This is a genomic window from Pseudomonas gorinensis (assembly GCF_042015035.1).
GTDB lineage: Bacteria > Pseudomonadota > Gammaproteobacteria > Pseudomonadales > Pseudomonadaceae > Aquipseudomonas > Aquipseudomonas gorinensis.
The window spans coordinates 5,499,915-5,526,817 of record NZ_CP167125.1 but is presented as its reverse complement, the minus strand read 5'-3'; the positions used below and the strand labels follow the sequence as shown (position 1 = coordinate 5,526,817).

The 26,903-nt window shown below is 61.3% G+C and carries 17 protein-coding genes; 10 read left to right on the top strand and 7 right to left on the bottom strand.

Annotated features, from left to right (window positions below; translation table 11 throughout):
• Window positions 1-44 precede the first annotated feature (44 nt).
• Complete coding sequence (locus AB7933_RS24960) at window positions 45-1,070, top strand: quinone-dependent dihydroorotate dehydrogenase (RefSeq protein ID WP_024076861.1); 1,026 nt, start codon at window positions 45-47, stop codon at window positions 1,068-1,070.
• 122 nt (window positions 1,071-1,192) lie between these two features.
• Here the strand turns inward: AB7933_RS24960 and rmf are convergent, their stop codons facing one another.
• A complete protein-coding gene (rmf, locus tag AB7933_RS24955) occupies window positions 1,193-1,408 on the bottom strand; it encodes a ribosome modulation factor (RefSeq protein WP_002553055.1) in 216 nt (71 codons plus the stop codon).
• Window positions 1,409-1,939: 531 nt separating this feature from the next.
• Between rmf and rlmKL the strand changes: the two genes are divergently transcribed.
• A complete protein-coding gene (rlmKL, locus tag AB7933_RS24950; protein WP_024076860.1) occupies window positions 1,940-4,210 on the top strand; it encodes a bifunctional 23S rRNA (guanine(2069)-N(7))-methyltransferase RlmK/23S rRNA (guanine(2445)-N(2))-methyltransferase RlmL in 2,271 nt (756 codons plus the stop codon).
• Window positions 4,211-4,351: 141 nt separating this feature from the next.
• Window positions 4,352-6,736: a sensor domain-containing diguanylate cyclase gene (locus AB7933_RS24945; RefSeq protein WP_024076859.1), complete on the top strand. Its 2,385-nt coding sequence runs from the start codon at window positions 4,352-4,354 to the stop codon at window positions 6,734-6,736.
• Window positions 6,737-6,800: 64 nt separating this feature from the next.
• On the opposite strand, the gene dacB is transcribed toward AB7933_RS24945, so the two are convergent.
• Complete coding sequence (gene dacB / locus AB7933_RS24940; RefSeq protein ID WP_024076858.1) at window positions 6,801-8,261, bottom strand: D-alanyl-D-alanine carboxypeptidase/D-alanyl-D-alanine endopeptidase; 1,461 nt, start codon at window positions 8,259-8,261, stop codon at window positions 6,801-6,803.
• 236 nt (window positions 8,262-8,497) lie between these two features.
• Here dacB and AB7933_RS24935 point away from each other — a divergent pair, with 236 nt between their 5' ends.
• Window positions 8,498-8,842 carry a YggL family protein gene (locus tag AB7933_RS24935; protein WP_003193255.1) on the top strand — a complete coding sequence of 115 codons (345 nt, stop codon included), beginning with the start codon at window positions 8,498-8,500 and terminating at the stop codon, window positions 8,840-8,842.
• A gap of 36 nt (window positions 8,843-8,878) precedes the next feature.
• Here the strand turns inward: AB7933_RS24935 and AB7933_RS24930 are convergent, their stop codons facing one another.
• Window positions 8,879-10,069, bottom strand: coding sequence for a benzoate/H(+) symporter BenE family transporter (locus AB7933_RS24930; protein ID WP_024076857.1), 1,191 nt, complete (start codon window positions 10,067-10,069; stop codon window positions 8,879-8,881).
• Window positions 10,070-10,430: 361 nt separating this feature from the next.
• Here AB7933_RS24930 and AB7933_RS24925 point away from each other — a divergent pair, with 361 nt between their 5' ends.
• Window positions 10,431-11,195: a GntR family transcriptional regulator gene (locus AB7933_RS24925; protein ID WP_024076856.1), complete on the top strand. Its 765-nt coding sequence runs from the start codon at window positions 10,431-10,433 to the stop codon at window positions 11,193-11,195.
• 80 nt (window positions 11,196-11,275) lie between these two features.
• On the opposite strand, the gene guaD is transcribed toward AB7933_RS24925, so the two are convergent.
• The 4 genes from guaD to xdhA form a co-directional block, all read right to left on the bottom strand.
• Complete coding sequence (guaD, locus tag AB7933_RS24920) at window positions 11,276-12,580, bottom strand: guanine deaminase (RefSeq protein ID WP_024076855.1); 1,305 nt, start codon at window positions 12,578-12,580, stop codon at window positions 11,276-11,278.
• Between the two features lie 7 nt (window positions 12,581-12,587).
• Window positions 12,588-13,430 carry a xanthine dehydrogenase accessory protein XdhC gene (gene xdhC, locus AB7933_RS24915; RefSeq protein ID WP_024076854.1) on the bottom strand — a complete coding sequence of 281 codons (843 nt, stop codon included), beginning with the start codon at window positions 13,428-13,430 and terminating at the stop codon, window positions 12,588-12,590.
• 113 nt (window positions 13,431-13,543) lie between these two features.
• Window positions 13,544-15,943: a xanthine dehydrogenase molybdopterin binding subunit gene (xdhB, locus tag AB7933_RS24910; protein WP_024076853.1), complete on the bottom strand. Its 2,400-nt coding sequence runs from the start codon at window positions 15,941-15,943 to the stop codon at window positions 13,544-13,546.
• Complete coding sequence (gene xdhA / locus AB7933_RS24905) at window positions 15,936-17,384, bottom strand: xanthine dehydrogenase small subunit (protein WP_024076852.1); 1,449 nt, start codon at window positions 17,382-17,384, stop codon at window positions 15,936-15,938. The genes xdhB and xdhA overlap by 8 nt, the downstream gene beginning before the upstream one ends.
• Window positions 17,385-17,665: 281 nt before the next feature.
• Between xdhA and AB7933_RS24900 the strand changes: the two genes are divergently transcribed.
• From AB7933_RS24900 to AB7933_RS24880, 5 genes are all read left to right on the top strand, one after another.
• A complete protein-coding gene (locus AB7933_RS24900) occupies window positions 17,666-18,325 on the top strand; it encodes a GntR family transcriptional regulator (RefSeq protein ID WP_024076851.1) in 660 nt (219 codons plus the stop codon).
• Between the two features lie 2 nt (window positions 18,326-18,327).
• Window positions 18,328-21,816, top strand: coding sequence for a chromosome segregation protein SMC (gene smc / locus AB7933_RS24895; protein ID WP_024076850.1), 3,489 nt, complete (start codon window positions 18,328-18,330; stop codon window positions 21,814-21,816).
• 259 nt (window positions 21,817-22,075) lie between these two features.
• Entirely contained in the window at window positions 22,076-22,939 is an 864-nt protein-coding gene (gene zipA, locus AB7933_RS24890) for a cell division protein ZipA (RefSeq protein ID WP_024076849.1), read from the top strand.
• Between the two features lie 86 nt (window positions 22,940-23,025).
• A complete protein-coding gene (ligA, locus tag AB7933_RS24885; protein ID WP_024076848.1) occupies window positions 23,026-25,392 on the top strand; it encodes an NAD-dependent DNA ligase LigA in 2,367 nt (788 codons plus the stop codon).
• 160 nt (window positions 25,393-25,552) lie between these two features.
• Window positions 25,553-26,719, top strand: coding sequence for a zinc-binding metallopeptidase family protein (locus tag AB7933_RS24880; RefSeq protein ID WP_024076847.1), 1,167 nt, complete (start codon window positions 25,553-25,555; stop codon window positions 26,717-26,719).
• Window positions 26,720-26,903: the final 184 nt, after the last annotated feature.

Below are 26,903 nucleotides of genomic sequence, written 5' to 3'. Positions count from 1 at the left end.
ATAATCGCCGCCACCTTTCGCCGCCATCCGAGTCTAGCCCGCCCATGTATACCCTGGCCCGCCAGCTGTTGTTCAAACTCTCTCCGGAAACCTCCCACGATCTGTCCCTGGACCTGATCGGTGCGGGTGGCCGCCTGGGGCTCAATGGCCTGGTATGCAAGGCACCCGCGAAAATGCCGGTGTCGGTGATGGGGCTCGACTTTCCCAACCCGGTGGGGCTGGCTGCCGGCCTGGACAAGAACGGCGCGGCAATCGACGGTTTTGCGCAGTTGGGGTTCGGTTTTGTTGAAATCGGCACGGTGACCCCACGCCCACAACCGGGCAACCCCAAGCCACGGATTTTCCGCTTGCCGGAAGCCGAGGCGATCATCAACCGCATGGGGTTCAACAACCTGGGGGTTGATCATCTGTTGGCGCGGGTTCAGGCGGCGAAGTACAAGGGCATCCTTGGGATCAATATCGGCAAGAATTTCGACACGCCGGTCGAGTGTGCCGTGGATGACTATCTGATTTGCCTGGACAAGGTCTACGCCCACGCCAGTTATGTCACGGTCAACGTCAGCTCGCCCAACACCCCGGGCTTGCGCAGCCTGCAGTTCGGCGACTCCCTCAAGCAATTGCTCGAAGCCTTGCGCCAGCGCCAGGAAGACCTGGCGGTACGCCACGGCAAGCGTGTGCCCCTGGCGATCAAGATCGCCCCGGACATGAGTGATGAAGAGACCGTGCTGGTGGCCCAGGCCCTGGTGGAGTCGGGGATGGACGCGGTGATTGCCACCAATACCACCCTCAGCCGCGTGGGTGTCGAAGGCCTGGCCCATGGTGACGAGGCGGGCGGCCTGTCAGGCGCGCCGGTTCGGGACAAGAGCACGCACATCGTCAAGGTACTGGCAGCCGAGCTGGCGGGGCGTTTGCCGATCATCGCGGTGGGCGGTATCACCGAAGGCAAGCACGCAGCCGAAAAAATCGCCGCGGGCGCGAGCCTGGTGCAGTTGTATTCCGGCTTTATCTACAAGGGCCCGGCGTTGATTCGTCAGTCGGTGGATGCCATTGCAGCCTTGCCCAAGGCCTGAGAGGCGCGCAATAAAAAGGGCTCCTTAAGAGGAGCCCCTGGGCCGAAGCCCGCCGCCTGGATAAGGCGTGCGTGGTTAAGTCGTTACATATTCGTGGTGGTGTCGGAATTAAATGCCCTTGATTAGCCGACGGCGTGAAGTTCGTTGAGTCTGTGGATGCCCGCAGTGCCTGTCATACCGTCCCAGTTGTCGCCGCGTCCTTCTCGCCAGCCGTTGATCCAGGCTTGGCGTACCGACGGTAGAGTAAATGGGCAAAGCTCACGGGATTTGCCATGAACGCCATATTGATATCCGCGTAAAAATGCTCTTTCCAACGGATCACGCTTAAGTCTTCTCATAGGGTGTTTCCCTCACTTGTTGACTGTCTAGATATCCTTCGGCCTCGTCCGAGGCCGGGCAGAGTTTTTCTGCCGTTGGTGGGCTCGCTGCCGGCGTGGCGAGCCAAAGTGTCGACACCGTTACGGCGCCAACCTGTGTTGAGTTCTAACCAATAGGTCACATGGATTCAATGATCGTTTTGTCATAAGCACGTAACGATAACGATGCTATAGCCATAAGCTGGGCTGGCTTTTCGCCCCATTTATGGGGTAAAGCCAGCTATGATGTGCCCTGCGAAGAGGATTGGTTCAGTCCCTTAGTGAGAAAGACCGCCCGTTGCAGTCGGTTATTATTCGACGAAGGGTCGGAATATTTCTTTTTGTTTCATCAGATGATCTATCTGCCCCGTCAATCAAGGCCAAAAGGCCCGGCAGGCGGGGTGGGACGGCACATTCGTGCCACGCGGGCACTCTTCAAGAAAAGTGCCTGATTGAAAACCGAACCGGCGATGCGTTGCCCGTTCATTTATTGCTGAAAAGCCTGGATTGCCCATGTCGGACCGTTTTGAACTCTTCCTCACTTGCCCCAAGGGCCTCGAAGGCCTGCTGATCGAGGAAGCCGTCGGGCTTGGCCTTGAGGAAGCCCGCGAGCACACCTCGGCCGTGCGCGGCATGGCCGACATGGAAACCGCCTACCGCCTGTGCCTCTGGTCGCGCCTGGCCAACCGTGTATTGCTGGTGCTCAAGCGCTTCCCGATGAAGGACGCCGAAGACCTCTACCACGGCGTGCTGGATATCGAGTGGCAAGACCATATGGTCGCCGACGGCACCCTGGCCGTGGAATTCAGCGGGCATGGTTCAGGCATCGATAACACCCACTTCGGTGCGCTGAAGGTCAAGGATGCGATCGTCGACAAGTTGCGCACCCCAACCGGCGAACGTCCGTCCATCGACAAGATCAACCCGGACCTGCGCATCCACCTGCGGCTGGACCGTGGCGAAGCGATCCTGTCCCTGGACCTCTCCGGCCACAGCCTGCACCAGCGCGGTTACCGCCTGCAGCAGGGTGCTGCACCATTGAAGGAAAACCTGGCGGCCGCGATCCTGATCCGCGCCGGCTGGCCGCGCATTGCGGCTGAAGGCGGCGCGCTGACTGACCCGATGTGCGGTGTCGGTACCTTCCTGGTGGAAGGCGCGATGATCGCTGCCGACATGGCGCCCAACCTGAATCGCGAGCAGTGGGGCTTCACCGCCTGGCTCGGTCACGTGCCGGCGCTGTGGAAAAAGCTTCACACCGAAGCCAGCGAACGTGCCGCCATCGGCATGAACAAGCCACCGCTGTGGATTCGTGGCTATGAGGCGGACCCGCGCCTGATCCAGCCCGCGCGTAACAACGTCGAGCGTGCCGGTCTCAGCCACTGGATCAAGATCTATCAGGGCGAAGTCGGCACCTTCGAGCCGCGCCCGGACCAGAACCAGAAAGGCCTGGTGATCTGCAACCCACCCTACGGCGAACGCCTGGGTGACGAAGCCAGCCTGTTGTACCTCTACCAGAACCTCGGCGAGCGCCTGCGCCAGGCGTGCATGGGTTGGGAAGCCGCGGTGTTCACCGGTGCTCCGGACCTGGGCAAGCGCATGGGTATCCGCAGCCACAAGCAATATGCGTTCTGGAACGGCGCCTTGCCGTGCAAACTGCTGCTGATCAAGGTCAACCCGGACCAGTTCGTCACCGGCGAACGCCGTACCCCGGAACAGCGCCAGGCCGAACGTGAGCAAGCGGCTTATGACCAGGCTCCGACTGAGCCGCAAGAGCGTCAGTACAACAAGAACGGCAACCCGATCAAACCTGCGCCCGCGCCGGCCCCTGTGGTTGAGCAGGCGCGCTTGAGCGAAGGCGGGCAGATGTTTGCCAACCGCCTGCAAAAGAACCTCAAGCAACTGGGCAAGTGGGCCAAGCGTGAAGGTGTGGACTGCTACCGTGTGTACGATGCCGACATGCCGGAATACTCCATGGCCATCGACCTGTACCACGATTGGGTGCATGTGCAGGAATACGTTGCGCCGAAGTCCATCGACCCGGAGAAAGCCTCGGCGCGCATGTTCGATGCCCTGGCGGCCATTCCCCAGGCGTTGAACATCGACAAGAGCCGCGTGGTGGTCAAGCGTCGCGAGCGCCAGAGCGGCACCAAGCAGTACGAACGCCAGAGCGCCCAGGGCAAGTTCACCGAAGTCAGCGAAGGCGGCGTGAAGTTGCTGGTCAACCTGACCGATTACCTCGACACCGGCCTGTTCCTCGACCATCGCCCGATGCGCATGCGCATCCAGAAAGAGGCGGCCGGCAAGCGCTTCCTCAACCTGTATTGCTACACCGCCACGGCGAGTGTGCATGCGGCCAAGGGCGGTGCGCGCAGCACCACCAGCGTCGACCTGTCCAAGACCTACCTGGACTGGGCACGTCGCAACCTTTCGCTCAACGGTTTCTCCGACAAGAACCGTCTGGAGCAGGGCGATGTGATGGCGTGGCTGGAAGCCAGCCGTGATGAGTTCGACTTGATCTTCATCGACCCGCCGACCTTCTCCAACTCCAAGCGCATGGAGGGTATCTTCGACGTGCAGCGTGACCACGTGCAGTTGCTCGACCTGGCCATGGCCCGCCTGGCACCGGGTGGTGTGCTGTATTTCTCGAACAACTTCCGCAAGTTCCAACTGGAGGACAACCTCAGCGCACGCTATGCGGTCGAGGAAATCAGCGACAAGACCATCGACCCGGATTTTGCGCGCAATGCCAAGATCCACCGGGCCTGGAAAATCACCGCGCGCTGATTGTCCGGCTCATGAGCCGCAAGCCTGGATTTTTCCGGGCTTGCGGCTTTTTTTGCGCTGGTCAAACCCTGGACCGATGGCTATAACTAAAACCTAGCCAAAGTGACACCCCCCCGCACGCTGGCGTTGTGAGTGTTGCCTATGTCGTTGCAAGCCGTTCGCCCGAAAATCCTAGGCTTTATCAGTGAGCAGGCGTCGGCTTGGCTGGTGGCGTTGGTGGTATTACTGGGGGGGTGTACGTTGACAACCATCGTCGCCTGGGCGGCGTCCGACCTCGACCAACAGCAGGAGCGCCAGCGTTTCCAGTTGCTGGTCAACGAGCGATTCAGCCGCCTGCAAGAGCGTTTCGAGGACCAGGAGCAGCGCCTGGGAAGCCTGCGGCGTTTCTTCGTCAACTCCGATGAAGTGTCCCGCGAAGAATTCGAGGGTTTCGCCCAGCCCTTGCTGCAGCGCGCCCGCGCCTATGCGTGGGCACCACGGGTGTCGCGTGATCAGCGCAAGCTGTTTGAGCAACAGGTGTCTCGCCAGCGCGGTACGCCCTTCAACATTCGCGAGCTGAATGCAAACGGCGAACTGGCACCCGCCGCCGAGCGTGATGAATACGTACCGGTGCTGTACAGCCAGACCCTGAGCCTGCTCGTCTCGCCCCTGGGCTTTGACCTGCTGGCCCAACCCCTGCGCCGCTCGGCCCTTGAGCGTGCGCAAAAGAGCGGCAAGCTGGCGGTGTCGCAACCCATGCAATTGGTGGGTTTGGAACCCGCCTACGCCACCGGGGTGTTGTTGGTGGCGCCGGTCACGGCCCATGGAGCGACTGAGCCCCACGGCTTTGTAATGGCTGTGATCAGCATGCGCCAACTGGTGGCCGAGGGCCTGCCCAGACCCGACCGCGATAACCTGGCGATGCAGATTGTCGACACATCCGACCTGCAACAGCGGCTGTTGTACGAGTCCGGTAGCGCACGGGTCGACAGCGACCTCAGCGCCGTGCGCCGCCTGACCCTGGGCGACCATGTCTACGCGCTTAGCTTGCGCCCCAGCGAGATGTTCGAGCAGGCCAATCACTCATCATTGGCGTTGATCCTGGCCATGGGCGGGCTGCTTAGCCTGTTACTCAGCGCCTTGCTCTACGTCCTTGTCAGCCAGCGCCAACGTGCGTTGAAACTGGTGCAACAAAGCACCATGCAGTTACGCGCCCGTGAACAGGAATTGCGCGGCGCCCACGGCCAGTTGCGCAGCGTATTGAATGCCGCCACCCAGGTGGCGATCATTGCCACCGATCTGCGTGGGGTGATCAATACATTTAACGCCGGCGCCGAGCAGATGCTTGGCTTCAAGGCCGAGCAGGTGTTGGGGCGCTCGACGCTTGAAAGCCTGCATGTGCCCGCAGAACTGGAAGCGCGGGCCACCAGTTTGAGCGTGGCGCTGGGCAAACGGATCCCGCCGAGCCAGGCGATGCTGGTGGAAAGCCCGGACAGCCAGCATGAGGCCAGTGAATGGACCTTGGTTCGCGAGAACGGCAGCCAGCTGACGGTCAACATGCTCGGCACGGTGTTGCTGGATGACCACGGTTTATGGGTGGGATACCTGGCGATCTACCTGGATGTGACTGAGCAAAAGCGCGCTTACGAGGCATTGGCGGCGCGGGATCGCTTGCTGAAAAAACTCAGCGCCCATGTGCCTGGCGGGATTTTCCAGTTCACCCTGGAGCCCCAGGATAACTGGCGCTTTATCTACGCCAGCGATGGCATGCGCGATATTTATGAAATCGAGACCGGGATGTTGCAGCAGGATGCGAAGAAAGTCTTCGAGCGCATTCATCCCCTGGATGTGGAGCGGGTACGCGCGTCGATTCGTTTGTCGGCGCTGCAATTGAGCCATTGGCGCGAAGAGTACCGCGTGCAATTGCCACAACGAGGCCTGCGCTGGATTCGAGGCGAAGCCACACCGGAAGAACTGCCGGCAGGCGGTACGTTGTGGCACGGTTATGTGTCGGATATCACCGACCTCAAGCGCGTGGAAGAAGAGCTGCGTACGTTGTCCATCACCGACTCCCTGACCGGCATCCATAACCGTCGGTATTTCCAGGATCGCCTCAAGACCGAGATGCTCCGCCTCAACCGCACGGCCGGAGCGCTGTCGGTGATCATGCTGGATATCGATCACTTCAAGCGAATCAACGACCAGCATGGGCACGGGGTCGGCGACGGCGTGTTGCAGGAGCTGTGCAAACGAATCGGCCAGCGTCTGCGCCGTACGGATGTGTTCTGCCGCCTGGGTGGCGAGGAGTTCATGGTGCTGTGCCCCAACACTGATGGCGAGCAGGCCTACCGCCTGGCGATGGAGTTATGGCAGTCGTTGCGCAGTGCGCCAATGGAACCGGTGGGCATCGTGACTGCCAGCTTCGGGGTGGCGAGCTGGCGGGTGGATGAAGGCGTTGACGGTTTGCTGTTGCGTGCTGACTCGGCGGTGTATGTGGCCAAGCAGGCGGGCAGGGACCGAGTGGCCGCAGAGGAAGTACAGGCTTGAGGACCGACGCCGGAGCACCCGTGGGAGGGCACGAGCCTCTCCCACAGGAGGACGGCGGTGTGGCCTAGAGAACGGGCGCTGCCGCCGCCAGTTTCGGCTGGCGATACAGGTCCAGCAGCACCTGGTCCAGTACCGACGACGCACCCCATGGCTTCGTATCGTTGAGGATCGCCACCACGGCCCAGGTATTGCCATTGTTATCGCGGCTGAACCCGGCGATCGCGCGCACGGTGTTCAGGGTTCCGGTCTTGACATGGGCTTCGCCGCGCATCGCCGTGGTCTTCAGGCGTTTGCGCATGGTGCCGTCGGTGCCGGCAATCGGCAGCGAGCTGATGTATTCCGCCGCGTAAGGGCTTCTCCAGGCCGCTTGCAGCATCTCAGCCATCTCACGGGCGCTGACCCGTTCGGCACGGGACAGGCCGGAACCGTTCTCCATCACCAGGTGCGGCGAGGTGATGCCTTTCTTTGCCAGCCACTGGCGTACCACTCGCTGGGCAGCCTTGGCGTCGTCGCCGTCCGCGTCGTTGCGGAACTGCGCGCCCAGGCTCAGGAACAGCTGCTGGGCCATGGTGTTGTTACTGTATTTGTTGATGTCGCGGATGATTTCCGCCAGGTCTGGTGAAAACGCACGGGCCAGCACCTTGGCATCCTTGGGCACCGGCGCCTGGATATCGCGGCCCTGGATCGTGCCGCCCAGCTCCTGCCAGATTGCCCGAACGGCACCCGCGGTGTAGGTCGCGTGGTCCAGCAACGACAAATAGGTTTGTGAGCTGCAACCTTCAGCCAGTTGGCCGCTGACGGTGACGGTGACACTGCCGTCCGCGGCGGTGACCGGGTTGTAGCGCACATCGCCGGTGCATTGCTTGGCGTTGGAGACCTTGACCTGGTTATCGATACGAATGCTGGCGATCGGCGGCTCGACCGATACGAGCACCCGCCCCGAATCGTTGCGCGTCACGAAGCGCAGGGCCTTGAGGTTGACCAGCAGAGCGTCGGGCTTGACCAGGAAAGGCTTGTTTTCGTCGTTGCCGTCGTCATTGAACTCCGGCAGTTGCGGCTGGGTAAAGAAGCTGCGGTCCAGCACCAGGTCGCCGGTGACTTGTTGCACGCCATTGGCGCGCAGGTCACGCATCAACAGCCAGAGCTTTTCCATGTTCAGCTTGGGGTCGCCGCCGCCCTTGAGGTAGAGGTTGCCGTGTAACACGCCGCCACTGAGGGTGCCGTCGGTGTAGAACTCGGTCTTCCACTGGTGGTTGGGCCCGAGCATTTCCAGGGCCGCATAGGTGGTGACCAGCTTCATGGTCGAGGCCGGGTTCACCGAGACGTCGGCATTGAATACGGTGGGGGTACCGGGGCCGTTCAGGGGAATCATCACCAGTGACAGCGCGGTGTTTTGCAGCTTGGCTTTCTGAAGGGCCTGCGCGACGCTGGGCGGCAGGGTGTTGTTGATCGGCGCGGCGGTAATGGAAAAACTCAGTGGCAGGAGAAAACCGGCAAGCAGTAATGGACGCAAAGATTTGATCATAAGGAATAAGACCCTGCTGCTGACGAGGGGGAAAAGGCGAGGGGTATGTAAGAAAATCCCTCATTGGTCATGAAAGTGTCGGCATTATGCCCCAAGGTGGAGCCCGTTGTAGCTGAACGATAGCTGCTAATCGGCGTTTTTTTTGCGTGTAGCTGGCCGCCTGTACCAGAGAGTCGGGCAATCGCCACCTTAAACTGCTAAAGTGCCGCCCGTTATTACTTATGAGGATTGTTCCAATGGCGACTAACCGTTCCCAGCGTCTGCGCAAAAAACTGTGCGTTGATGAATTTCAAGAGCTGGGTTTCGAACTGAACCTGGACTTCAACGAAGGCCTGAGTGAAGAAGCTATCGACGCTTTCCTCGAAGCATTCATCAAAGAAGCCATGGAAGCCAACGGCCTGGGTTATGTTGGCGGCGACGACTACGGTCTGGTTTGCCTGCAGAAGCGTGGCTCGGTCTCCGAAGAGCAGCGTGCTGCTGTTGAAGCCTGGCTGAAAACCCGCTCCGAGCTGACCAAGGCTGAAGTCAGCCCGCTGCTGGACGTGTGGTATCCGGAAAAGCCGATCAACGCGGCTAAGTGATACTGAAAAAACGGCGACCCGAGGGTCGCCGTTTTTTTATGCCTTGCGCCCGTTCAGAATCAGCAGCGTCAACACCCCCGCCACAATCCCCCAGAACGCTGAACCGATGGAAAACAACGTCAGCCCTGACGCCGTGACCATAAAGGTGATCAGCGCCGCTTCCCGTTCCTTTGGCTCATTCATGGCAATGCTCAGGCCATTGATGATCGAGCCAAACAAGGCCAGCGCTGCAATCGATAGCACCAGTTCCTTGGGTAACGCTGCGAACAACGCTGCCAGTGTGGCGCCAAATACGCCGGCAATTGCGTAGAACACACCACACCAGACCGCCGCTGTGTAGCGCTTGTTGCGGTCTTCGTGGGCGTGTGGCCCGGTGCAGATGGCTGCGCTGATCGCTGCCAGGTTGATCCCGTGGGAGCCGAACGGCGCCAGCACCAGCGAGGCCAGGCCGGTAACGGTGATCAACGGCGAGGCCGGCACGTTATAGCCGTCGGCGCGCAGCACGGCGACGCCGGGCATATTCTGCGAAGTCATTGCCACCACGAACAGCGGAATGCCAATGCTGATGGTCGCTGCCAGCGAGAAGTGCGGAGTGGTCCACACCGGGGTCGCCACTTCCAGGTGGAAGCCGCTGAAGTCCAGCAGGCCCATCAAGCCAGACAGCAGGGTACCGATCACCAGCGCGGCCAGCACCGCATAGCGCGGCGAAAGGCGCTTGATGATCAGGTAGGTGAAAAACATCCCCAGCACCAGGCCGGTACGATGTTGCGCGGCGACAAATATTTCGCTGCCGATCTTGAACAGAATGCCCGCCAGCAAGGCCGCCGCCAGTGAAGCCGGAATACGCTTGACCAGTTTTTCGAAGCTGCCGGTCAGCCCGCACAGGGTCACCAGCACTGCACAGGTGATATAGGCACCGATCGCTTCGCCATAACTGACGCCGCCCAGGCTGGTGATCAATAGCGCTGCGCCCGGTGTCGACCAGGCAATGGTGATCGGCGTGCGATAACGCAGGGACAGGCCGATGCTGCACACCGCCATGCCGATGGAGATCGCCCAGATCCATGAAGAAATCTGCGCCGTGGTCAGGCCGGCGGCTTGTCCAGCCTGGAACATCAGCACCAGGGAGCTGGTGTAGCCGGTCATCATGGCGATAAAGCCGGCGACGACGGCGGACGCGGAAGTGTCGGCCAGCGGGCGCAAGGGCGCTTGGGTGGCGTCGGTCATGGATAGGTGTTCCTTTTACCTGACCCCCCTCCTTGTAGGAACGAGCGTGCTCGCGAAAAGCGTCAACGATAACGCGGGCGCCCTGGATGTTCGCGACGCGCTCGGATTCTTCGCGAGCAAGCTCGCTTCTACAGTGGGGTGTCGTTCGTGGGAAATCTTGGATTCAAGCCTAAACTCAAACGTAACTACTCATTGCAATACAGCCGGCGCCGCAAACAGCCGTACAGTGTGTTGGCGCAGTGGGTTGTGTACAATGTGCCGTGTTTTTAGCTGATACTTGCCAGCGACCCATTGTTGCCGTATTACCTTAAAGTTGCCGTATTACCGTTAATTCGCCGCCGTTCTCCCGACCCGAGTGCCCATGAACGAACAGTTGCAACCTCTCAAGAAACAACCGCGAGCCGGCAAGGCCGGTCGCAGCGGAACCCAGGACGATATCGTCTACGCGCATATCTTCGAGGCGATCCTCGAACAACGCCTGGCACCCGGTACCAAATTGAGTGAAGAGGCACTGGGCGAAATCTTCGGCGTCAGCCGTACCATCATTCGCCGCGCCCTGTCGCGCCTGGCCCATGAAGGCGTGGTGTTGCTGCGGCCCAATCGCGGCGCGGTGGTGGCCAGCCCAAGCGTCGAGGAAGCACGCCAAGTGTTCCTCGCCCGGCGCCTGGTAGAGCGAGCGATCACCGAGTTGGCCGTGCAGCACGCCACCGCCGAGCAACTGGCCGAACTACGCCAGATGGTCAACGACGAGCGCGACAGCTTCTCCCGTGGCGATCGCGGTGCCGGTATCCGCCTCTCTGGCGAGTTCCACCTCAAGCTGGCCGAGGCGGCGAAGAACGCGCCGCTGATCAGCTTCCAGCGCAGCCTGGTGTCCCAGACCTCGTTGATCATTGCGCAGTACGAAAGCGGCAATCGCTCGCACTGTTCCTACGATGAACACACCCAGTTGATCGATGCGATCGAGGCCCGCGACGCGGCGCTGGCAGTTGACTTGATGATGCATCACATGGACCACATCGACAGCAAGCTCAACCTCGACGAGGAAAGTGCGTCGGATGATTTGCATGCGGTGTTCTCGCATTTGTTGCAGACCAAGAAGCCGGGGCGTTCGCCTGTAAAGTTGTAAACCCGATTAAAGAATGTGGGAGGGGGCAAGTCGAATCGTCGCACCGCCCCTCCCACATTTGTTTTGTGTTGTGGCGCAGATCAGCGTTGGTGCACCCGTTGGCCGGCCGCATAGGTCTGCAACACCGTCCGATCATCCCCCAGCGTCATCAACACGAACAACGTCTCGGCTATGTTGTTGGCCTGCTTCAAGCGATAGCTCAGCAGTGGCGTGGCGTTGTAATCCAGCACCAGAAAGTCTGCATCGGTGCCTGGCTGCAACGTGCCGATCTTGTCTTCCAGGCGCATCGCCCGCGCACCCCCGAGGGTGGCCAGGTACAACGACTTGAATGGGCTCAACCGCGCGCCCTGCAGTTGCATGACCTTATAGGCTTCGTTCAAGGTTTGCAGCAGTGAGAAGCTGGTGCCGCCGCCCACATCCGTGCCCAGGCCAACGTTGAGCTTGTGTTTCTCGGCCATCGGCAGGTTGAACAGGCCGCTGCCGAGGAACAGGTTCGACGTCGGGCAGAACGCCACCGCCGACCCCGTCTCCGCCAGCCGCGCGCATTCGTCATCACACAGGTGCACACCGTGGGCGAACACCGAGCGCTCACCCAGCAGTTTGTAATGGTCGTACACATCCAGGTAGCCGTTGCGCTCTGGAAATAACGCCTTCACCCACTCGACTTCCTGCTTGTTCTCACTGATGTGCGTCTGCATGTACAGGTCCGGGTACTCGCCCAGCAGTTGCCCGGCCAACGCCAATTGTTCCGGCGTGCTGGTGGGGGCGAAGCGGGGCGTGACCGCATAGTGCAGGCGGCCCTTGCCGTGCCAGCGCTCGATCAACGTCTTGCTTTCCTGGTAGCCGGATTCGGCGGTGTCGGTGAGGTAATCCGGGGCGTTGCGGTCCATCATCACTTTGCCGGCGATCATACGCAGGTCGAGTTTTGCGGCCGCTTCAAAGAACGCGTTCACCGATTGCGGATGCACGCTGCCGAACACCAGGGCGGTGGTGGTGCCATTGCGCAGCAATTCCTTGATAAAAATGTCGGCCACTTCTTCGGCGTGGGCCTTGTTGGCGAACTGGCGTTCGCACGGGAAGGTGTAAGTGTTGAGCCAGTCCAGTAACTGCTCGCCATAGGCGCCGACCATGCCGGTTTGCGGCAGGTGGATATGGGTGTCGATCAGGCCTGGGGTAATCAGCGCATCCTGGTAGTGGGTGATGTCGATATCGGCGGGCAGCTTCGGCAGCAGGTCACTGGCGTGGCCCAGGGCACTGATCTTGCCGTTTTCGATCACCAGCAGGCCGTCTTCGAAATACTCATAGGAGGCTTCGATGCCCACTTCAGCGGGGTCGGCGATGCTGTGCAGGAGGGCGGCACGGTAGGCTTTGCGAGTCAAAGGCATGGTCGTCTCAATTGATAGCTTGGCTGCGGCGTGACACCGGCAGCAGTTTGGCAATAGGTTCGGCGCTCGCGGTGTGCTGGCCGAAATGGGCGTTATAGGTGGCGATGATTTCGCCGGCGATGGAGATGGCGATCTCTACCGGCAATTTGCCCTTTACCTCGGTGAGGCCCATGGGGCAGCGCATGCGTTGCAACTGCGCGGCGTCAAAGCCGCGATCACGCAGGCGGTGTTCGAACTTGACGCGTTTGGTCTTCGAGCCGATCAGGCCGAAGTAGGCAAAGTCATTACGCTTGAGCAGGGCGGCGGTCAGTTCCAGGTCCAGCGCGTGATTGTGGGTCATGACGATGCAATAACTACCCGCGGGCAGGTCGGCAATTTCGTCCACCGGCTCTTCGCTGACGATTTTACGCACGCCCTGGGGGATATGTTCCGGGAATTCCTGCTCGCGCGAATCGATCCAGCGCACCCGGCACGGCAGGCTCGCCAGCAACGGCACCAACGCGCGGCCGACGTGACCGGCGCCGAACACCGCGATCTGCGCCTGCACTTGGCCCATGGGTTCGAACAGCAATACGGTTACGCCACCGCAGCACTGGCCCAGGCTTGCGCCGAGGCTGAAGCGCTCCAGGTGGGTGTTCTGCTGGCCGCGCGCGAGCATGTCACGGGCGATCTGCATCGCCTTGTATTCCAGGTGTCCGCCACCGATGGTGTCGAAGGTTTGCGTGGCGCTGATCACCATCTTCGAACCGGCATTGCGCGGCGTGGAGCCGAGCTCTTCGATGATGGTCACCAGTACGCAGGGTTCGCCTTGGTTCTGCAGGTTGGCGAGGGCGCTGATCCAGTTGTTCATAGTCACCTCTTGTGGTGTCTGTCAGGCCGTCATCGGGGGCAAGCCCCCTCCCACATTTGAAGGCACAGATCAAAGTGTGGGAGGGGGCTTGCCCCCGATGGCAGCGCCTCGGTCTAGAGCGAAGCCATCTCGGTTTCGGTTTCAACAGGCACAGCCGCCTGCAACTTGCGCATCTGCTCGCACCCCCACAACACCCGCTCCGGTGTCGCCGGTGCATCGATCTTCGGCTGATGGCGATAGTCACCCAGGCTCGCCACCGCATCCTTGATCGCACACCACGAGGCAATGCCGAGCATGAACGGTGGCTCGCCCACGGCCTTGGAATGAAACACCGTGTCTTCCGGGTTCTTGCGGTTCTCCACCAGCTTCACGCGCAGGTCCAGCGGCATGTCGGCCACCGCCGGGATCTTGTAGCTGGCCGGGCCGTTGGTCATCAGCTTGCCCTTGTTGTTCCACACCAGCTCTTCCATGGTCAGCCAGCCCATGCCCTGGATGAAGCCGCCTTCTACTTGGCCGATGTCGATCGCCGGGTTCAACGAGGCGCCCACGTCGTGGAGGATGTCGGTGCGCAGCATCTTGTATTCGCCGGTCAGGGTGTCGACGATCACCTCGCAACAGGCCGCGCCAAAGGCGTAGTAGTAGAACGGCCGTCCTCGCGCCTGGCTGCGGTCGTAGAAGATTTTCGGGGTCTTGTAGAAGCCAGTGCTCGACAGCGACACCTGGGCGAAGTACGCCTGCTGGATCAGCGCTTCAAAGGTCAGGATATGATCGCGCACGCGCACATGGCCGTTGTGGAATGCTACGTCGGCCTCACTCACGTCGTACTTGCGCGCGGCGAATTCCACCAGGCGTTGCTTGATGGTTTCGGCGGCGTTCTGCGCGGCCTTGCCGTTCAGGTCGGCACCGCTGGAGGCGGCGGTCGGCGAGGTGTTGGGCACCTTGTCGGTATTGGTGGCGGTGATCTGCACGCGGTCGATTTCCACCTGGAACACTTCGGCCACCACCTGTGCGACCTTGGTGTTCAACCCCTGGCCCATTTCGGTACCACCGTGGTTCAGGTGGATGCTGCCGTCGGTGTAGATATGGATCAACGCACCGGCCTGGTTCAGGAAACTGGCGGTAAAGGAAATACCGAATTTCACCGGGGTCAGCGCCAGGCCTTTTTTCAGGATCGGGCTGTGGGCGTTGTACAGGCGGATCGCTTCACGGCGCTCGGCGTATTGGCTGCTGGCTTCAAGCTCAGCGGTCATTTCCTCGAGCATGTTGTGCTCGACGGTCTGGTAGTAGTGAGTGACGTTGCGCTCGGTCTTGCCGTAGTAGTTGGCCTTGCGCACGGCCAGCGGATCCTGGCCTAAGTGGCGGGCGATGGCGTCCATCACTTCCTCGATGGCGACCATGCCTTGGGGGCCGCCAAAGCCCCGGTAGGCGGTGTTGGACGCGGTGTTGGTCTTGCAGCGGTGGCCGTTGACCGTGGCGTCGCCCAGGTAATACGCGTTGTCGGCGTGGAACATTGCGCGGTCGACAATCGAGTTCGACAGGTCCGGCGAGCAACCGCAGTTACCCGCCAGTTCCAGATTGATACCCTGCAGGCGACCGCTGTCGTCGAAGCCCACGTCGTATTCGATATAGAAGGGGTGGCGCTTGCCGGTCATCAGCATGTCTTCGACCCGGGGCAGGCGCATCTTGGTCGGCTGCCCGGTCAGGCGCGCGACCACCGCGCACAGGCATGCCGGGCTGGCCGCCTGGGTTTCCTTGCCGCCGAAACCACCGCCCATGCGACGCATATCGACGACGATCTTGTTCATCGACACGTCAAGTACTTCGGCCACCAGCTTCTGTATTTCGGTGGGGTTCTGGGTGGAGCAGTAGACGATCATCCCGCCGTCTTCGGTGGGCATCACTGACGAGATCTGGGTTTCCAGGTAGAAGTGTTCCTGGCCGCCGATATGCAGGGTGCCCTGGAGGCGGTTTTTTGCGGTCGCCAGTGCGCCGGCCGAATCACCGCGTTGGTGGGTGTGGCTGTCGAGCACGAAATGCTTATTGCGAAAGGCCTCGACCACATCCAATACGGGTTCGAGGTCTTCGTATTCGATCACGGCCGCCATCGCGGCCTTGCGTGCGGTTTCCAGATCGCGGGCAGCCACGGCCAATACCACTTGGCCGACAAACTGCACGGTGTCGATGGCCAGCAGCGGGTCGCCGGGCATCAGCGGGCCGATGTCTTTCAGGCCTGGCACGTCTTCATGGGTGATGACGATACGCACACCGTCGAAGGCGTAGCAGGGCGCGGTGTCGATGCTGAGGATCTTCGCGTGGGCGCGGTCGGACATGCGCGCATACAGGTGCAACTGGTTGGGGAATTCCAGGCGGTCATCGATGTACTGCGCTTCACCGCTGACGTGCTTGGCGGCGCTGTCATGCTTGACGCTGCGGCCGACCCCGGAGGTCAGGTCCTGGGCAAACAGCTCGGCCAGTTCGGCCTGGGTTTTTACCACGGCGTGATGGTTAGACATAAGCGGTCACCCGAGTCTCGATGTGCGGCGTTTGCAGCTCGATAAAGTATTTGCGCAGCAGGTTCTGCGCGCTGAGCAGGCGGTATTCCTTGCTGGCGCGGAAGTCCGACAACGGGGTGAAATCCTCGGCCAGGGCAGTGCAGGCTTTCTCGACGGTGGCGGCATTCCAGGTGGCGCCGATCAGCACGCTCTCGCAGTGTTTCGCGCGTTTCGGGGTGGCGGCCATGCCCCCGAAGGCAACACGCGCATCGCTGATCACACCGTTGTCGATCTTGAGGTTGAAAGCCGCGCACACCGCGGAAATATCGTCGTCCAGGCGCTTGGACACTTTGTACGCCCGGAATAGCGCGTGGCCCTTGGGCACGATGATTTTCTCGATGAATTCGCTGTCCTGGCGTGCGGTGACGCGGTAGTCGATGAAGTAATCTTCCAGCGCCAACGTACGACGGGTGTTGCCCTTGCACAGCACGATCTGCGCGCCGAGGGCGATCAGCAGTGGTGGCGAATCGCCAATCGGCGAGGCGTTGCCGATATTGCCGCCCAGGGTGCCTTGGTTGCGGATTTGCAGGGACGCGAAACGGTGCAGCAGCTCACCGAAGTCCGGGTAGGCCTGGTGCAGCGCGGTGTAGCAGTCGGAAAGAGGGGCGGCGGCGCCTATTTCCAGGCGATCGTCGAAGGATTCAATGCGCTTCATTTCGTCGATGTTGCCGACGTAGATCATCACCGGCAGCGTGCGGTGGAACTGGGTGACTTCCAGCGCCAGGTCCGTGCCGCCAGCCAGCAGCCGGGCTTGCGGGTAGGCATCGTAGAGGTCGGCGAGGTCGGCGACGGTCAGGGGGACCAGGCAGCGTTTGTCGCCGCTGTTGAGTTCACCGGTTTGCGTCGGCGCGATGGCCTTGAGGCGTGCGATGGTTTCGACTTGCCGGCTGTCGAACTGGTCCTGGGGTTTGTTACAGCAGGCCTGCTCGGCGGCGGCCAGGATCGGGCGGTAGCCGGTGCAACGGCACAAGTTGCCGGCCAGGGCTTCATGGGCTTTCTGGCTATCTGGCGCGTCGCTGTTCTTTTGCAGGGCAAACAGTGACATCACAAAACCGGGGGTGCAAAAGCCGCATTGCGACCCGTGGCATTCGACCATGGCCTGTTGCACGCTGTGCAGTTGACCCTGGTGCTTCAGGTCTTCGACGCTGATCAATTGTTTGCCATGCAACGATGAGACAAACGTCAGGCAGGCATTGAGGCTGCGGTAGCGAATCCGCTCAGCGCCTGGCTCGTCGCTGTGCAGCTCGCCGACCACCACGGTGCATGCACCGCAATCGCCGCTGGCGCAGCCTTCCTTGGTGCCGGATTTGCCCAGGTGCTCACGCAAATAGTTGAGCACGGTCAGGTTGGGGTCCAGGGCGTGCTCGCTACGGAGCTCCTGGTTAAGTAGAAACTGGATCACGGAAGGCCTCGCAGACTCATTATTGTTGTTAACCGCTTTGCGCCGAATCTAGTCATGTCTGACTTTTCGGTCAATGATTTTCTGACTGTGAGGTCAAGAAATTGCGATCACAACACTTTCAATTATGGTCCAGTCTTCTGGAACCGCTGTTTTTGGGGGGCTTCTGGGTTTCAGCGCTGCTTATTCCGTGCCAAATTCAGCAGGGTGGGCCTAGCGCCATCAGCCAGGCATTTGCGCTACACTGCCGCGCTTGTATCGATAGAAGATTTTGAAGGGAAAACATGACGTTCAAGGCGCCGGACAGTCTCGCCGAGCAAATTGCTCACCACCTCGCCGAACGTATCATTCGCGGCGATCTCAAGCCTGGGGAGCGGATCCAGGAACAGAAAGTCACGCTGGCGCTCAATGTCAGCCGTGGTTCCGTGCGTGAAGCCTTATTGATCCTCGAACGTCGCCACCTGATCGCGATCCTGCCGCGCCGTGGCGCCCACGTCACCGAGCTCACCGCACACAAGGTGCAGAGCCTGTGCACGTTGATGAGTGAGCTGTATATCCTGCTCGGCAATGCGGTGGCCCAGGGCTGGCAGACCCAGGCTGACATGGCGCCGTTCCTGCAGATCCAGCAGCGCCTGGTCGGCAGTTTCGAGCGCCAGGACATCCGCGCCTTTGTCGAAGAATGCTTCAGCGTGATGCGCGCCGCGTACCCCTTCGCCAACAACCCGTATTTGCAGGAAACCGTCGAAAACCTGCAGCCGGCGATGAACCGTGCCTATTACCTGGCCCTCGATCAGCGCAAGGCCTCCATGAGCGAGTACCTGGCGTTGTTCGAGCAATTGCTCGCCGCCGTGCTTGCCCGCGACCTGCCGCAGATTCGCCAGGTGTTGTCGGCCTATGGCCAGCGTAGTTGCTCGCTGGTCATCGCTGCGTTGGCGGACGCCTAAGCGTGCGGCTCAAGTGCATCAAACTGGCGGGGTTCAAATCCTTCGTCGACCCGACCACGGTGAACTTCCCCAGTAACATGGCGGCAGTGGTGGGGCCCAATGGCTGCGGCAAGTCGAACATCATCGACGCCGTACGCTGGGTGATGGGCGAGAGCTCGGCAAAAAACCTGCGCGGCGAGTCGATGACCGACGTCATCTTCAACGGCTCCACCAGCCGCAAACCCGTCAGCCAGGCCAGCATCGAACTGGTGTTCGATAACTCCGACGGCACCCTGGTTGGCGAATATGCGGCCTACGCGGAAATCTCCATCCGCCGTAAAGTGACCCGCGACAGCCAGAACAGCTACTTCCTCAACGGCACCAAGTGCCGGCGCCGGGATATCACCGATATCTTCCTCGGTACCGGCCTGGGCCCGCGCAGCTACTCGATCATCGAGCAAGGCATGATCTCCAAGCTGATCGAAGCCAAGCCGGAAGACCTGCGCAACTTTATCGAAGAAGCGGCCGGCATCTCCAAGTACAAGGAGCGCCGCCGCGAAACTGAAAACCGTATCCGCCGCACCCACGAAAACCTCGCCCGCCTCACCGATCTGCGTGAAGAGCTGGAACGCCAGCTGGAACGCCTGCACCGCCAGGCCCAGGCCGCCGAAAAGTACCAGGAATACAAGGGCGAGGAGCGCCAGCTCAAAGCGCAACTGTCGGCCCTGCGCTGGCAGGCGCTGAATGACCAGGTGGGCCAGCGTGAAGCGATCATCGGCACCCAGGAAATCAGCTTCGAAGCCCTGGTAGCCGAGCAACGCAATGCCGACGCCAGCATCGAGCGCCTGCGCGACGGTCACCATGACCTGTCCGAGCGCTTCAATCTGGTGCAGGGCCGTTTCTACTCGGTGGGGGGAGACATCGCCCGGGTCGAGCAGAGCATCCAGCACGGCCAGCAGCGCTTGCGTCAGTTGCAGGAGGATTTGAAGGAAGCCGAGCGCGCGCGCCTGGAGACCGAATCTCACCTGGGCCATGACCGCACCTTGCTGCTGACCCTTGGCGAAGAGCTGGACCTGCTCACTCCCGAGCAGGAGATCACCAGCGCGGCGGCCGAAGAAGCCGCTGCCGCCCTGGAAGAGTCCGAAACCACCATGCACGGCTGGCAGGAGCAGTGGGACACCTTCAACCTGAAATCCGCCGAGCCTCGGCGCCAGGCCGAAGTGCAACAGTCACGCATCCAGCAGCTGGAAACCAGCATGGAGCGTCTGGCCGAACGCCAGCGTCGCTTGCAGGAAGAACGCGTGTTGCTCGCTGCCGACCCGGAAGACGCGGCGATCATGGAGCTCAGCGAGCAACTGGCTGAAAGCGAGATGACCCTCGAAGAGCTGGAGGCCAGCGAAGAACAGCAAGTCGAGCGCCTGGAGCAATTGCGCCAGCAACTGCAACAGGCGACCCAGGCCCAGCAGCAGGCCCAGGGCGATCTGCAGCGGCTCAACGGTCGTTTGGCCTCCCTGGAAGCCCTGCAGCAAGCCGCTCTGGACCCTGGCACCGGTACCGCCGAATGGCTGCGCGACCAGCATCTGGCCGAGCGTCCGCGCCTGGCCGAAGGCTTGAAAGTCGAAGCCGGTTGGGAGTTGGCGGTGGAAACCGTATTGGGTGCCGACCTGCAAGCGGTACTGGTGGACGATTTTGGGGGCTTCGACCTGGCCGGTTTTGCCCAGGGCGATTTGCGCCTGCTCAGCCCGGCCGCCGACGGCACCCGCGTGCCGGGCAGTTTGCTGGACAAGGTCGAGGCGGCGATTGACTTGTCGCCGTGGCTGGGCCAGGTCAAACCGGTTGAATCACTTGAGCAGGCGCTGGCCCAGCGCGGTCGGTTGGCTGCCGGCGAAAGCCTGATCAGCCGTGATGGCTACTGGGTCGGCCGCCACTTCCTGCGGGTACGCCGCGCCAGTGAAGCAGAAAGCGGGGTCTTGGCCCGTGGCCAGGAAATCGTCAATCTGATCGCCGAGCGTGAAGAGCGCGAAGCGACCCTGGAAAGCCTGGAAACCGAGCTGCAAACCCTGCGCGCCACCCAGCGCCAACAAGAGACCGGCCGCGAACACCTGCGTCGCCTGTTGCAGGATGAGGCGCGTCAGCAAGGCGAATTGAAAGCCCAGCTTTCCGCGAGCAAAGCCAAGGTCGAGCAACTGACCCTGCGCCGTACCCGTCTCGATGAAGAAGTAGCCGAGATGGGCGAGCAACGCGCGCTCGAGCACGAACAAATCGGCGAAGCACGCCTGCAACTGCAGGAAGCCCTCGACAGCATGGCCCAGGACACCGAGCAACGCGAACTGCTGCTGGCCCAGCGTGACAGCCTGCGTGAACGCCTCGACCGTGTGCGCCAGGAAGCTCGCCAGCACAAAGACCACGCCCACCAGTTGGCGGTGCGCCTCGGCTCGCTGCGTGCGCAGCACGACTCCACGCGCCAGGCCCTTGAGCGCCTGGAGATGCAGTCCGAACGCCTGACCGAGAAGCGCGAGCAACTGAGCCTCAACCTGGAGGAAGGCGAAGCGCCCCTGGAAGAGCTGCGGCTCAAGCTTGAAGAGCTGCTCGACAAGCGCATGACCGTCGACGAAGAACTCAAGACCGCGCAAATCGCCCTCGAAGATGCCGACCGCGAACTGCGTGACGCAGAAAAGCGCCGGACCCAGGCCGAGCAGCAATCCCAACTGATCCGCGGCCAGCTCGAACAACAGCGCATGGAGTGGCAAGCCCTGACCGTGCGCCGCAAAACCCTCCAGGACCAGTTGCTCGAGGATGGCTACGACCTGCACGGCGTGCTTGACACCTTGACCGCCGAGGCCAACGAAAAAGACGCCGAAGAAGAACTCGAACGCATAGCCGCGCGGATTCAGCGCCTGGGGGCAATCAACCTGGCCGCCATCGATGAGTACCAGCAGCAGTCCGAGCGCAAACGCTACCTGGACGCCCAGGACGCCGACCTGGTCGAAGCCCTGGATACCCTGGAAAACGTGATCCGCAAGATCGACAAGGAAACCCGCAACCGCTTCAAGGATACCTTTGATCAGATTAATGGCGGTTTACAGGCGTTATTCCCAAAAGTTTTCGGTGGTGGCAGCGCTTACTTGGAACTGACGGGCGAAGATCTACTCGATACAGGGGTAACGATCATGGCGCGGCCTCCGGGCAAGAAGAACAGCACCATCCATTTGTTGTCCGGCGGCGAAAAAGCCCTGACCGCATTGGCCCTGGTGTTTGCCATCTTCAAGTTGAACCCGGCGCCGTTCTGCATGCTCGACGAAGTTGACGCACCGCTGGATGACGCTAACGTGGGACGGTACGCACGCCTGGTCAAGGAAATGTCCCAGACTGTGCAGTTCATCTATATCACCCACAACAAGATCGCCATGGAAATGGCTGATCAGTTGATGGGGGTGACGATGCACGAGCCGGGCTGTTCGCGATTGGTCGCGGTGGATGTCGAAGAAGCGATGGCGATGGTGGAATCCTGAGCCACGCCAGGAGAGAAGATTTTCAGCGCGATGTAAGACGGTTTACCGCCCTGGCGAAAGTGGCAAATGGACATATTTGTTCAAGGCATTTTGACAGACGGTGTAAAGTTATCTTTGGTCGTGCTAGTTTAATGTCAATTTTTCGTATGCGTGGGCAAAACGTCAGTCAGAACATAGAGTTGGCGCCACGTTTTAAAGCGGTTTGCACGGTGCTAAACCCCTTATTTTTCAGCATTTTTTATTAGAGGCACGGGATTACATGGAAATCGGTCTGCGCGAGTGGCTGATCGTCATCGGCATTATTGTCATTGCCGGTATTCTTTTTGATGGCTGGCGCCGCATGCGCGGTGGCAAGGGCAAGCTCAAATTCCGTCTGGACCGTAACCTGTCCAACTTGCCCGACGACGACGGCAGCGCCGAGCTGCTGGGGCCGCCCCGTGTGTTGGATACCCATAAGGAACCGCAGCTGGATGAGCATGACCTGCCGTCCATGAGTGCGCCTGTGCGTGAAGCCCGCGAGCCGTCTTCCAAACGTGGCAAGCGCGGCAGTGCTGCAGTTGCCGAGCCGCACCAGGGCGACCTGAACCTTGACGTCGACGAAGGCCCGAGTTTCAGCAGCCGCGATGACGACTTCCCTGATGAGAATGCGACCAAGAGCCCGCCGCGCCAATCGGTCAGCGATCAGCCGGCCGCCGAAGAAGTGCTGGTGATCAGCGTGATTTGCCGCGACGCCGCGGGCTTCAAAGGCCCGGCGCTGTTGCAGAACATCCTCGAAAGCGGCCTGCGTTTTGGCGAAATGGACATCTTCCACCGCCACGAAAGCATGGCCGGTAATGGCGAAGTGCTGTTCTCCATGGCCAACGCGGTCAAGCCGGGCACCTTCGACCTGGACGATATTGACCTGTTCAGCACGCCGGCCGTCAGCTTCTTCCTTGGCTTGCCAGGCCCGCGTCACCCGAAACAAGCGTTCGACGTGATGGTGGCGGCAGCGCGCAAGCTGTCCCAGGAACTGAATGGCGAATTGAAGGACGATCAGCGCAGCGTCCTCACCGCCCAGACCATCGAACACTACCGTCAGCGCATCGTCGAATTCGAGCGTCGCGCCCTGACACAGAAACGCTGAGGATTGGCCTCAAGCGTTGTCGATAGAATAAGCGCACCAACATTTGAGCAGCTTCGGCTGCTCTTTTGCTTTATGAGAGAACACCCATGACCGCCGCCCACACCCGCATCCTTGAACTGCGCGCTGAACTGGATCAGCACAATTACCGTTACCACGTGCTCGACGAGCCGAGCATTCCGGACGCCGAGTACGACCGCTTGTTCAATGAGCTCAAGGCCCTGGAAGCCGAGCACCCGGAACTGGTGACGCGTGATTCGCCGACGCAGCGGGTCGGCAGTGCGGCGTTGTCGGCCTTTACCCAGGTGCGTCATGAGATCCCGATGCTCAGCCTGGGCAACGCGTTCGATGAAACCACCATGCTCGAGTTCGATCGCCGCGTCACCGAGGGGCTCGACCTGCCGGTGGGCGATCTGTTTGGCGGTGGCGCTGCGGTGGAGTACAGCTGTGAACCAAAGCTGGATGGCCTGGCGGTCAGCCTGCTGTACCAGGACGGCGAACTGGTGCGCGGCGCCACCCGCGGCGACGGCACTACGGGCGAAGACATCAGTGTCAATGTGCGCACCGTGCGCAATATCCCGTTGAAACTGCACGGCACCGGCTGGCCGGCCACCCTGGAAGTGCGCGGCGAAGTGTTCATGTCCAAGGCCGGTTTTGAGCGACTGAACGCCTCGCAACTGGAAGTCGGCGGCAAGACCTTCGCCAATCCGCGTAACGCCGCCGCCGGCAGCCTGCGCCAGCTGGACTCGAAGATCACCGCCAGCCGCCCGCTGGAGTTCTGCTGCTACGGCATTGGCCAGGTCACCGCAGACATCAGTGACACCCACATCGGCAATTTGAAACAGTTGCAGAAGTGGGGCCTGCCGATCAGCCATGAGCTGAAGTTGGCCAAGGGCATCCAGGCATGCCTGGACTACTACCGCGATATCGGCGAGCGACGTAACAGCCTGCCCTATGAAATCGACGGCGTGGTGTTCAAGGTCAACAGCATTGCCTCCCAGCGCGAACTGGGTTTCCGTGCCCGTGAGCCGCGTTGGGCGATCGCGCACAAATTCCCGGCCATGGAAGAACTGACCGAGCTGCTCGACGTGGAATTCCAGGTTGGCCGCACCGGTGCCGTCACGCCGGTGGCACGACTGAAACCGGTCAAGGTCGCGGGTGTGACCGTGTCCAATGCCACCTTGCACAACATGGACGAAGTGGCGCGCCTGGGCCTCATGATCGGCGACACCGTGATCATCCGCCGTGCCGGAGACGTGATCCCGCAGGTGGTGTCGGTGGTCACCGAGCGCCGTCCGGAAAATGCCCGCGCCGTGCAGATCCCCGAGAGTTGCCCGGTGTGCGGCTCCCACGTCGAGCGCACGCAACTGGTCAAGCGCAGCAAGGGCAAGGAAACCGTCAGCGAAGGCGCGGTGTACCGCTGTGTCGGCCGCCTGGCCTGTGGCGCGCAGCTCAAGCAGGCGATCATCCATTTCGTCTCGCGCCGGGCGATGGACATCGATGGCCTGGGTGACAAGACCATCGAGCAGTTGGTGGATGAAAAACTCATTGGTTCGCCGGCTGACCTCTACACGCTCAAGTACGAACAGATCATCGACCTGGAAGGCTTCGCCGATATCTCCAGCAAGAAGCTGATCGCCGCCATCGAGAACAGCAAGAGCCCGACCCTGGCGCGCTTCATCTACGCCTTAGGCATTCCCGACGTGGGCGAGGAGACCGCCAAGGTGCTGGCGCGTTCCCTGGGGGCCTTGGAGCGCGTGCAGCGCGCGTTGCCGGAGGTGCTGACGTACCTGCCGGACGTGGGCCTGGAAGTCGCGCACGAGATCCGCAGCTTCTTTGATGACCGCCACAACCAGGACGTGATCGGCGCACTGTTGGCGCCGGACAAATGCGGCCTGCAATTGCAAGACGAAGGCGCCCTGGCCGCCGAATTCGCCGCCAGCACCACCCTCGGCGGTTTGCTCGACAAACTCAATGTGCCCAGCGTCGGTCCCGGCGCCGCGCAGAAACTGGCGGACAAGTTCGGCTCCCTCGAAGGCGTGATCAAGGCTGACTGGCTCGATATGCGCCAGGCGCTGCCCGAGAAGCAGGCCAAGGCTGTGCGCGAGTTCTTCGATAACCCCGACCATGCCAACCATGCCCTGGCCATCGAGCGGCAGCTCGAGGAGTTCGGCATGCACTGGCAGAGCGAGAAGAAAGTGATCGAAGGCTTGCCGGAAGCAGGGCATACCTGGGTGCTGACCGGCTCCCTGGAGCGGATGAGCCGCGATGTCGCCAAGGACAAGCTCGAAAGCCTCGGCGCCAAGGTGGCCGGTTCGGTGTCGGCGAAAACCCACTGCGTGGTGGCCGGGCCGGGTGCTGGTTCGAAGTTGGCCAAGGCCAGCGAACTGGGCCTGAAGGTGCTGGACGAAGACGCTTTCGTGGCCTTCCTCGCCGGGCATCACATCACCGTCTGATAGCGTGCGCTTCTGGTGGCGAGCCCGCTCGCCACAGGTTACTGTTTGCTCGTTCCATTCTTAACCGACAGGCATTAGGACTCGCCCCGCGTCGGGCAGCAAAGTGGAACGATCCCGAGCGAGAAATGATCTAGTCTCTGTCACCCAGGGAGAGATCGCCATGTTTCGCTATTTCGAGCAACTCAGTTCGCGCATCGCCGCACCGTTCATGGCCGAATCCTCGCGCAACAGCAAGGTCTGGCAATGCCGGTGCGGTCAGCCGCTGTTCTTTCGCAACAGCCAATGCCTGGCCTGCTCGGCGGTGCTGGGCTATCAACCCCAACAAAGCCGATTGTCCTCCCTGCAGCCGGGGCCTGTCGTGGACACCTGGCTGCAAGACGACAACCTCGATGCAGGCGCCTTTCGCCGCTGCGCCAACCTCGACACGCCCGCCGCCTGCAACTGGCTGATTCCCGCCCACAGCACCGCACCGCTGTGCGTGGCCTGCAGCCTGAACCGCACCATTCCCGACCTGTCGATCACCGAGAACCACGAGCGCTGGCGCAAGGTGGAAACCGCCAAGCGCCGACTGGTGGCACAACTGATCAGTCTGGGCCTGCGCGTCGTGCCCAAGAGCATCGACGAAGACAACGGCCTGGCCTTCGACTTCGTCGGCATCGACCTGGAAGGCAATGCGCCGACCACCGGGCATGCCAACGGCCTGGTTACCCTCGACATCAAGGAGGCCGACGACGCCCACCGCGAAAAAGTCCGGGTGCAGATGCGCGAACCCTATCGCACGCTGCTCGGGCATTTTCGCCACGAGGTCGGTCACTATTACTGGGACCGCCTGATCGCCAACAGCCATTGGCAGACACCTTTTCGCGACCTGTTCGGCGACGAAAGCGCCAGTTACGCCGATGCCCTCGACCAGTACTACCAGAATGGCCCGCGCCCGGATTGGCAACATACCTGCGTCAGTGCCTACGCCACCATGCACCCGTGGGAAGACTGGGCCGAAACCTGGGCCCACTACCTGCACATGATGGACGCGGTCGACACCGCCCTGGGGTTTGGCATGAGTGCGCGGGAACTGGACCTGGATTACCAGCCATTTCCCCTGAGCACCCTCTACGACCCCGAGCACCCTGGCGGTGCGGCGTTCCTGTCTTTCGTCAACGCCTGGATCGAACTGGCCGGCATGCTCAACGAACTGTCCCGTGCCATGGGGCAGCCGGATTTCTATCCCTTCGTACTGCCACCGGCGGTGATCGCCAAGCTGCACTTCATTCACCTGGTCATCCAGGAAGAGGGCGGCCGGGCGGACGAGGTGTTGCAGACACCATGATGAATTAATGTGGGAGGGCGCTTGCTCCCGAAAGCAGTGTGTCAGTTACTGATTTATTGGCTGGCAGACCGCTATCGGGAGCAATCCCCCTCCCACAGGGGATGGCGGGGATGCTGACGGCCATGGCAAGTACTTGAACCCCTTCATATTTTAATCCGGCACCAACGGTTGTAACTTCCGATGA

Coding starts and splice junctions, on each gene's coding strand:
- AB7933_RS24960 (WP_024076861.1), top strand. CDS start 45: ATGTATACCCTGGCCCGCCAGCTGTTGTTCAAACTCTCTCCGGAAACC.
- rmf (WP_002553055.1), bottom strand. CDS start 1,408: ATGAGAAGACTTAAGCGTGATCCGTTGGAAAGAGCATTTTTACGCGGA.
- rlmKL (WP_024076860.1), top strand. CDS start 1,940: ATGTCGGACCGTTTTGAACTCTTCCTCACTTGCCCCAAGGGCCTCGAA.
- AB7933_RS24945 (WP_024076859.1), top strand. CDS start 4,352: ATGTCGTTGCAAGCCGTTCGCCCGAAAATCCTAGGCTTTATCAGTGAG.
- dacB (WP_024076858.1), bottom strand. CDS start 8,261: ATGATCAAATCTTTGCGTCCATTACTGCTTGCCGGTTTTCTCCTGCCA.
- AB7933_RS24935 (WP_003193255.1), top strand. CDS start 8,498: ATGGCGACTAACCGTTCCCAGCGTCTGCGCAAAAAACTGTGCGTTGAT.
- AB7933_RS24930 (WP_024076857.1), bottom strand. CDS start 10,069: ATGACCGACGCCACCCAAGCGCCCTTGCGCCCGCTGGCCGACACTTCC.
- AB7933_RS24925 (WP_024076856.1), top strand. CDS start 10,431: ATGAACGAACAGTTGCAACCTCTCAAGAAACAACCGCGAGCCGGCAAG.
- guaD (WP_024076855.1), bottom strand. CDS start 12,580: ATGCCTTTGACTCGCAAAGCCTACCGTGCCGCCCTCCTGCACAGCATC.
- xdhC (WP_024076854.1), bottom strand. CDS start 13,430: ATGAACAACTGGATCAGCGCCCTCGCCAACCTGCAGAACCAAGGCGAA.
- xdhB (WP_024076853.1), bottom strand. CDS start 15,943: ATGTCTAACCATCACGCCGTGGTAAAAACCCAGGCCGAACTGGCCGAG.
- AB7933_RS24900 (WP_024076851.1), top strand. CDS start 17,666: ATGACGTTCAAGGCGCCGGACAGTCTCGCCGAGCAAATTGCTCACCAC.
- zipA (WP_024076849.1), top strand. CDS start 22,076: ATGGAAATCGGTCTGCGCGAGTGGCTGATCGTCATCGGCATTATTGTC.
- ligA (WP_024076848.1), top strand. CDS start 23,026: ATGACCGCCGCCCACACCCGCATCCTTGAACTGCGCGCTGAACTGGAT.
- AB7933_RS24880 (WP_024076847.1), top strand. CDS start 25,553: ATGTTTCGCTATTTCGAGCAACTCAGTTCGCGCATCGCCGCACCGTTC.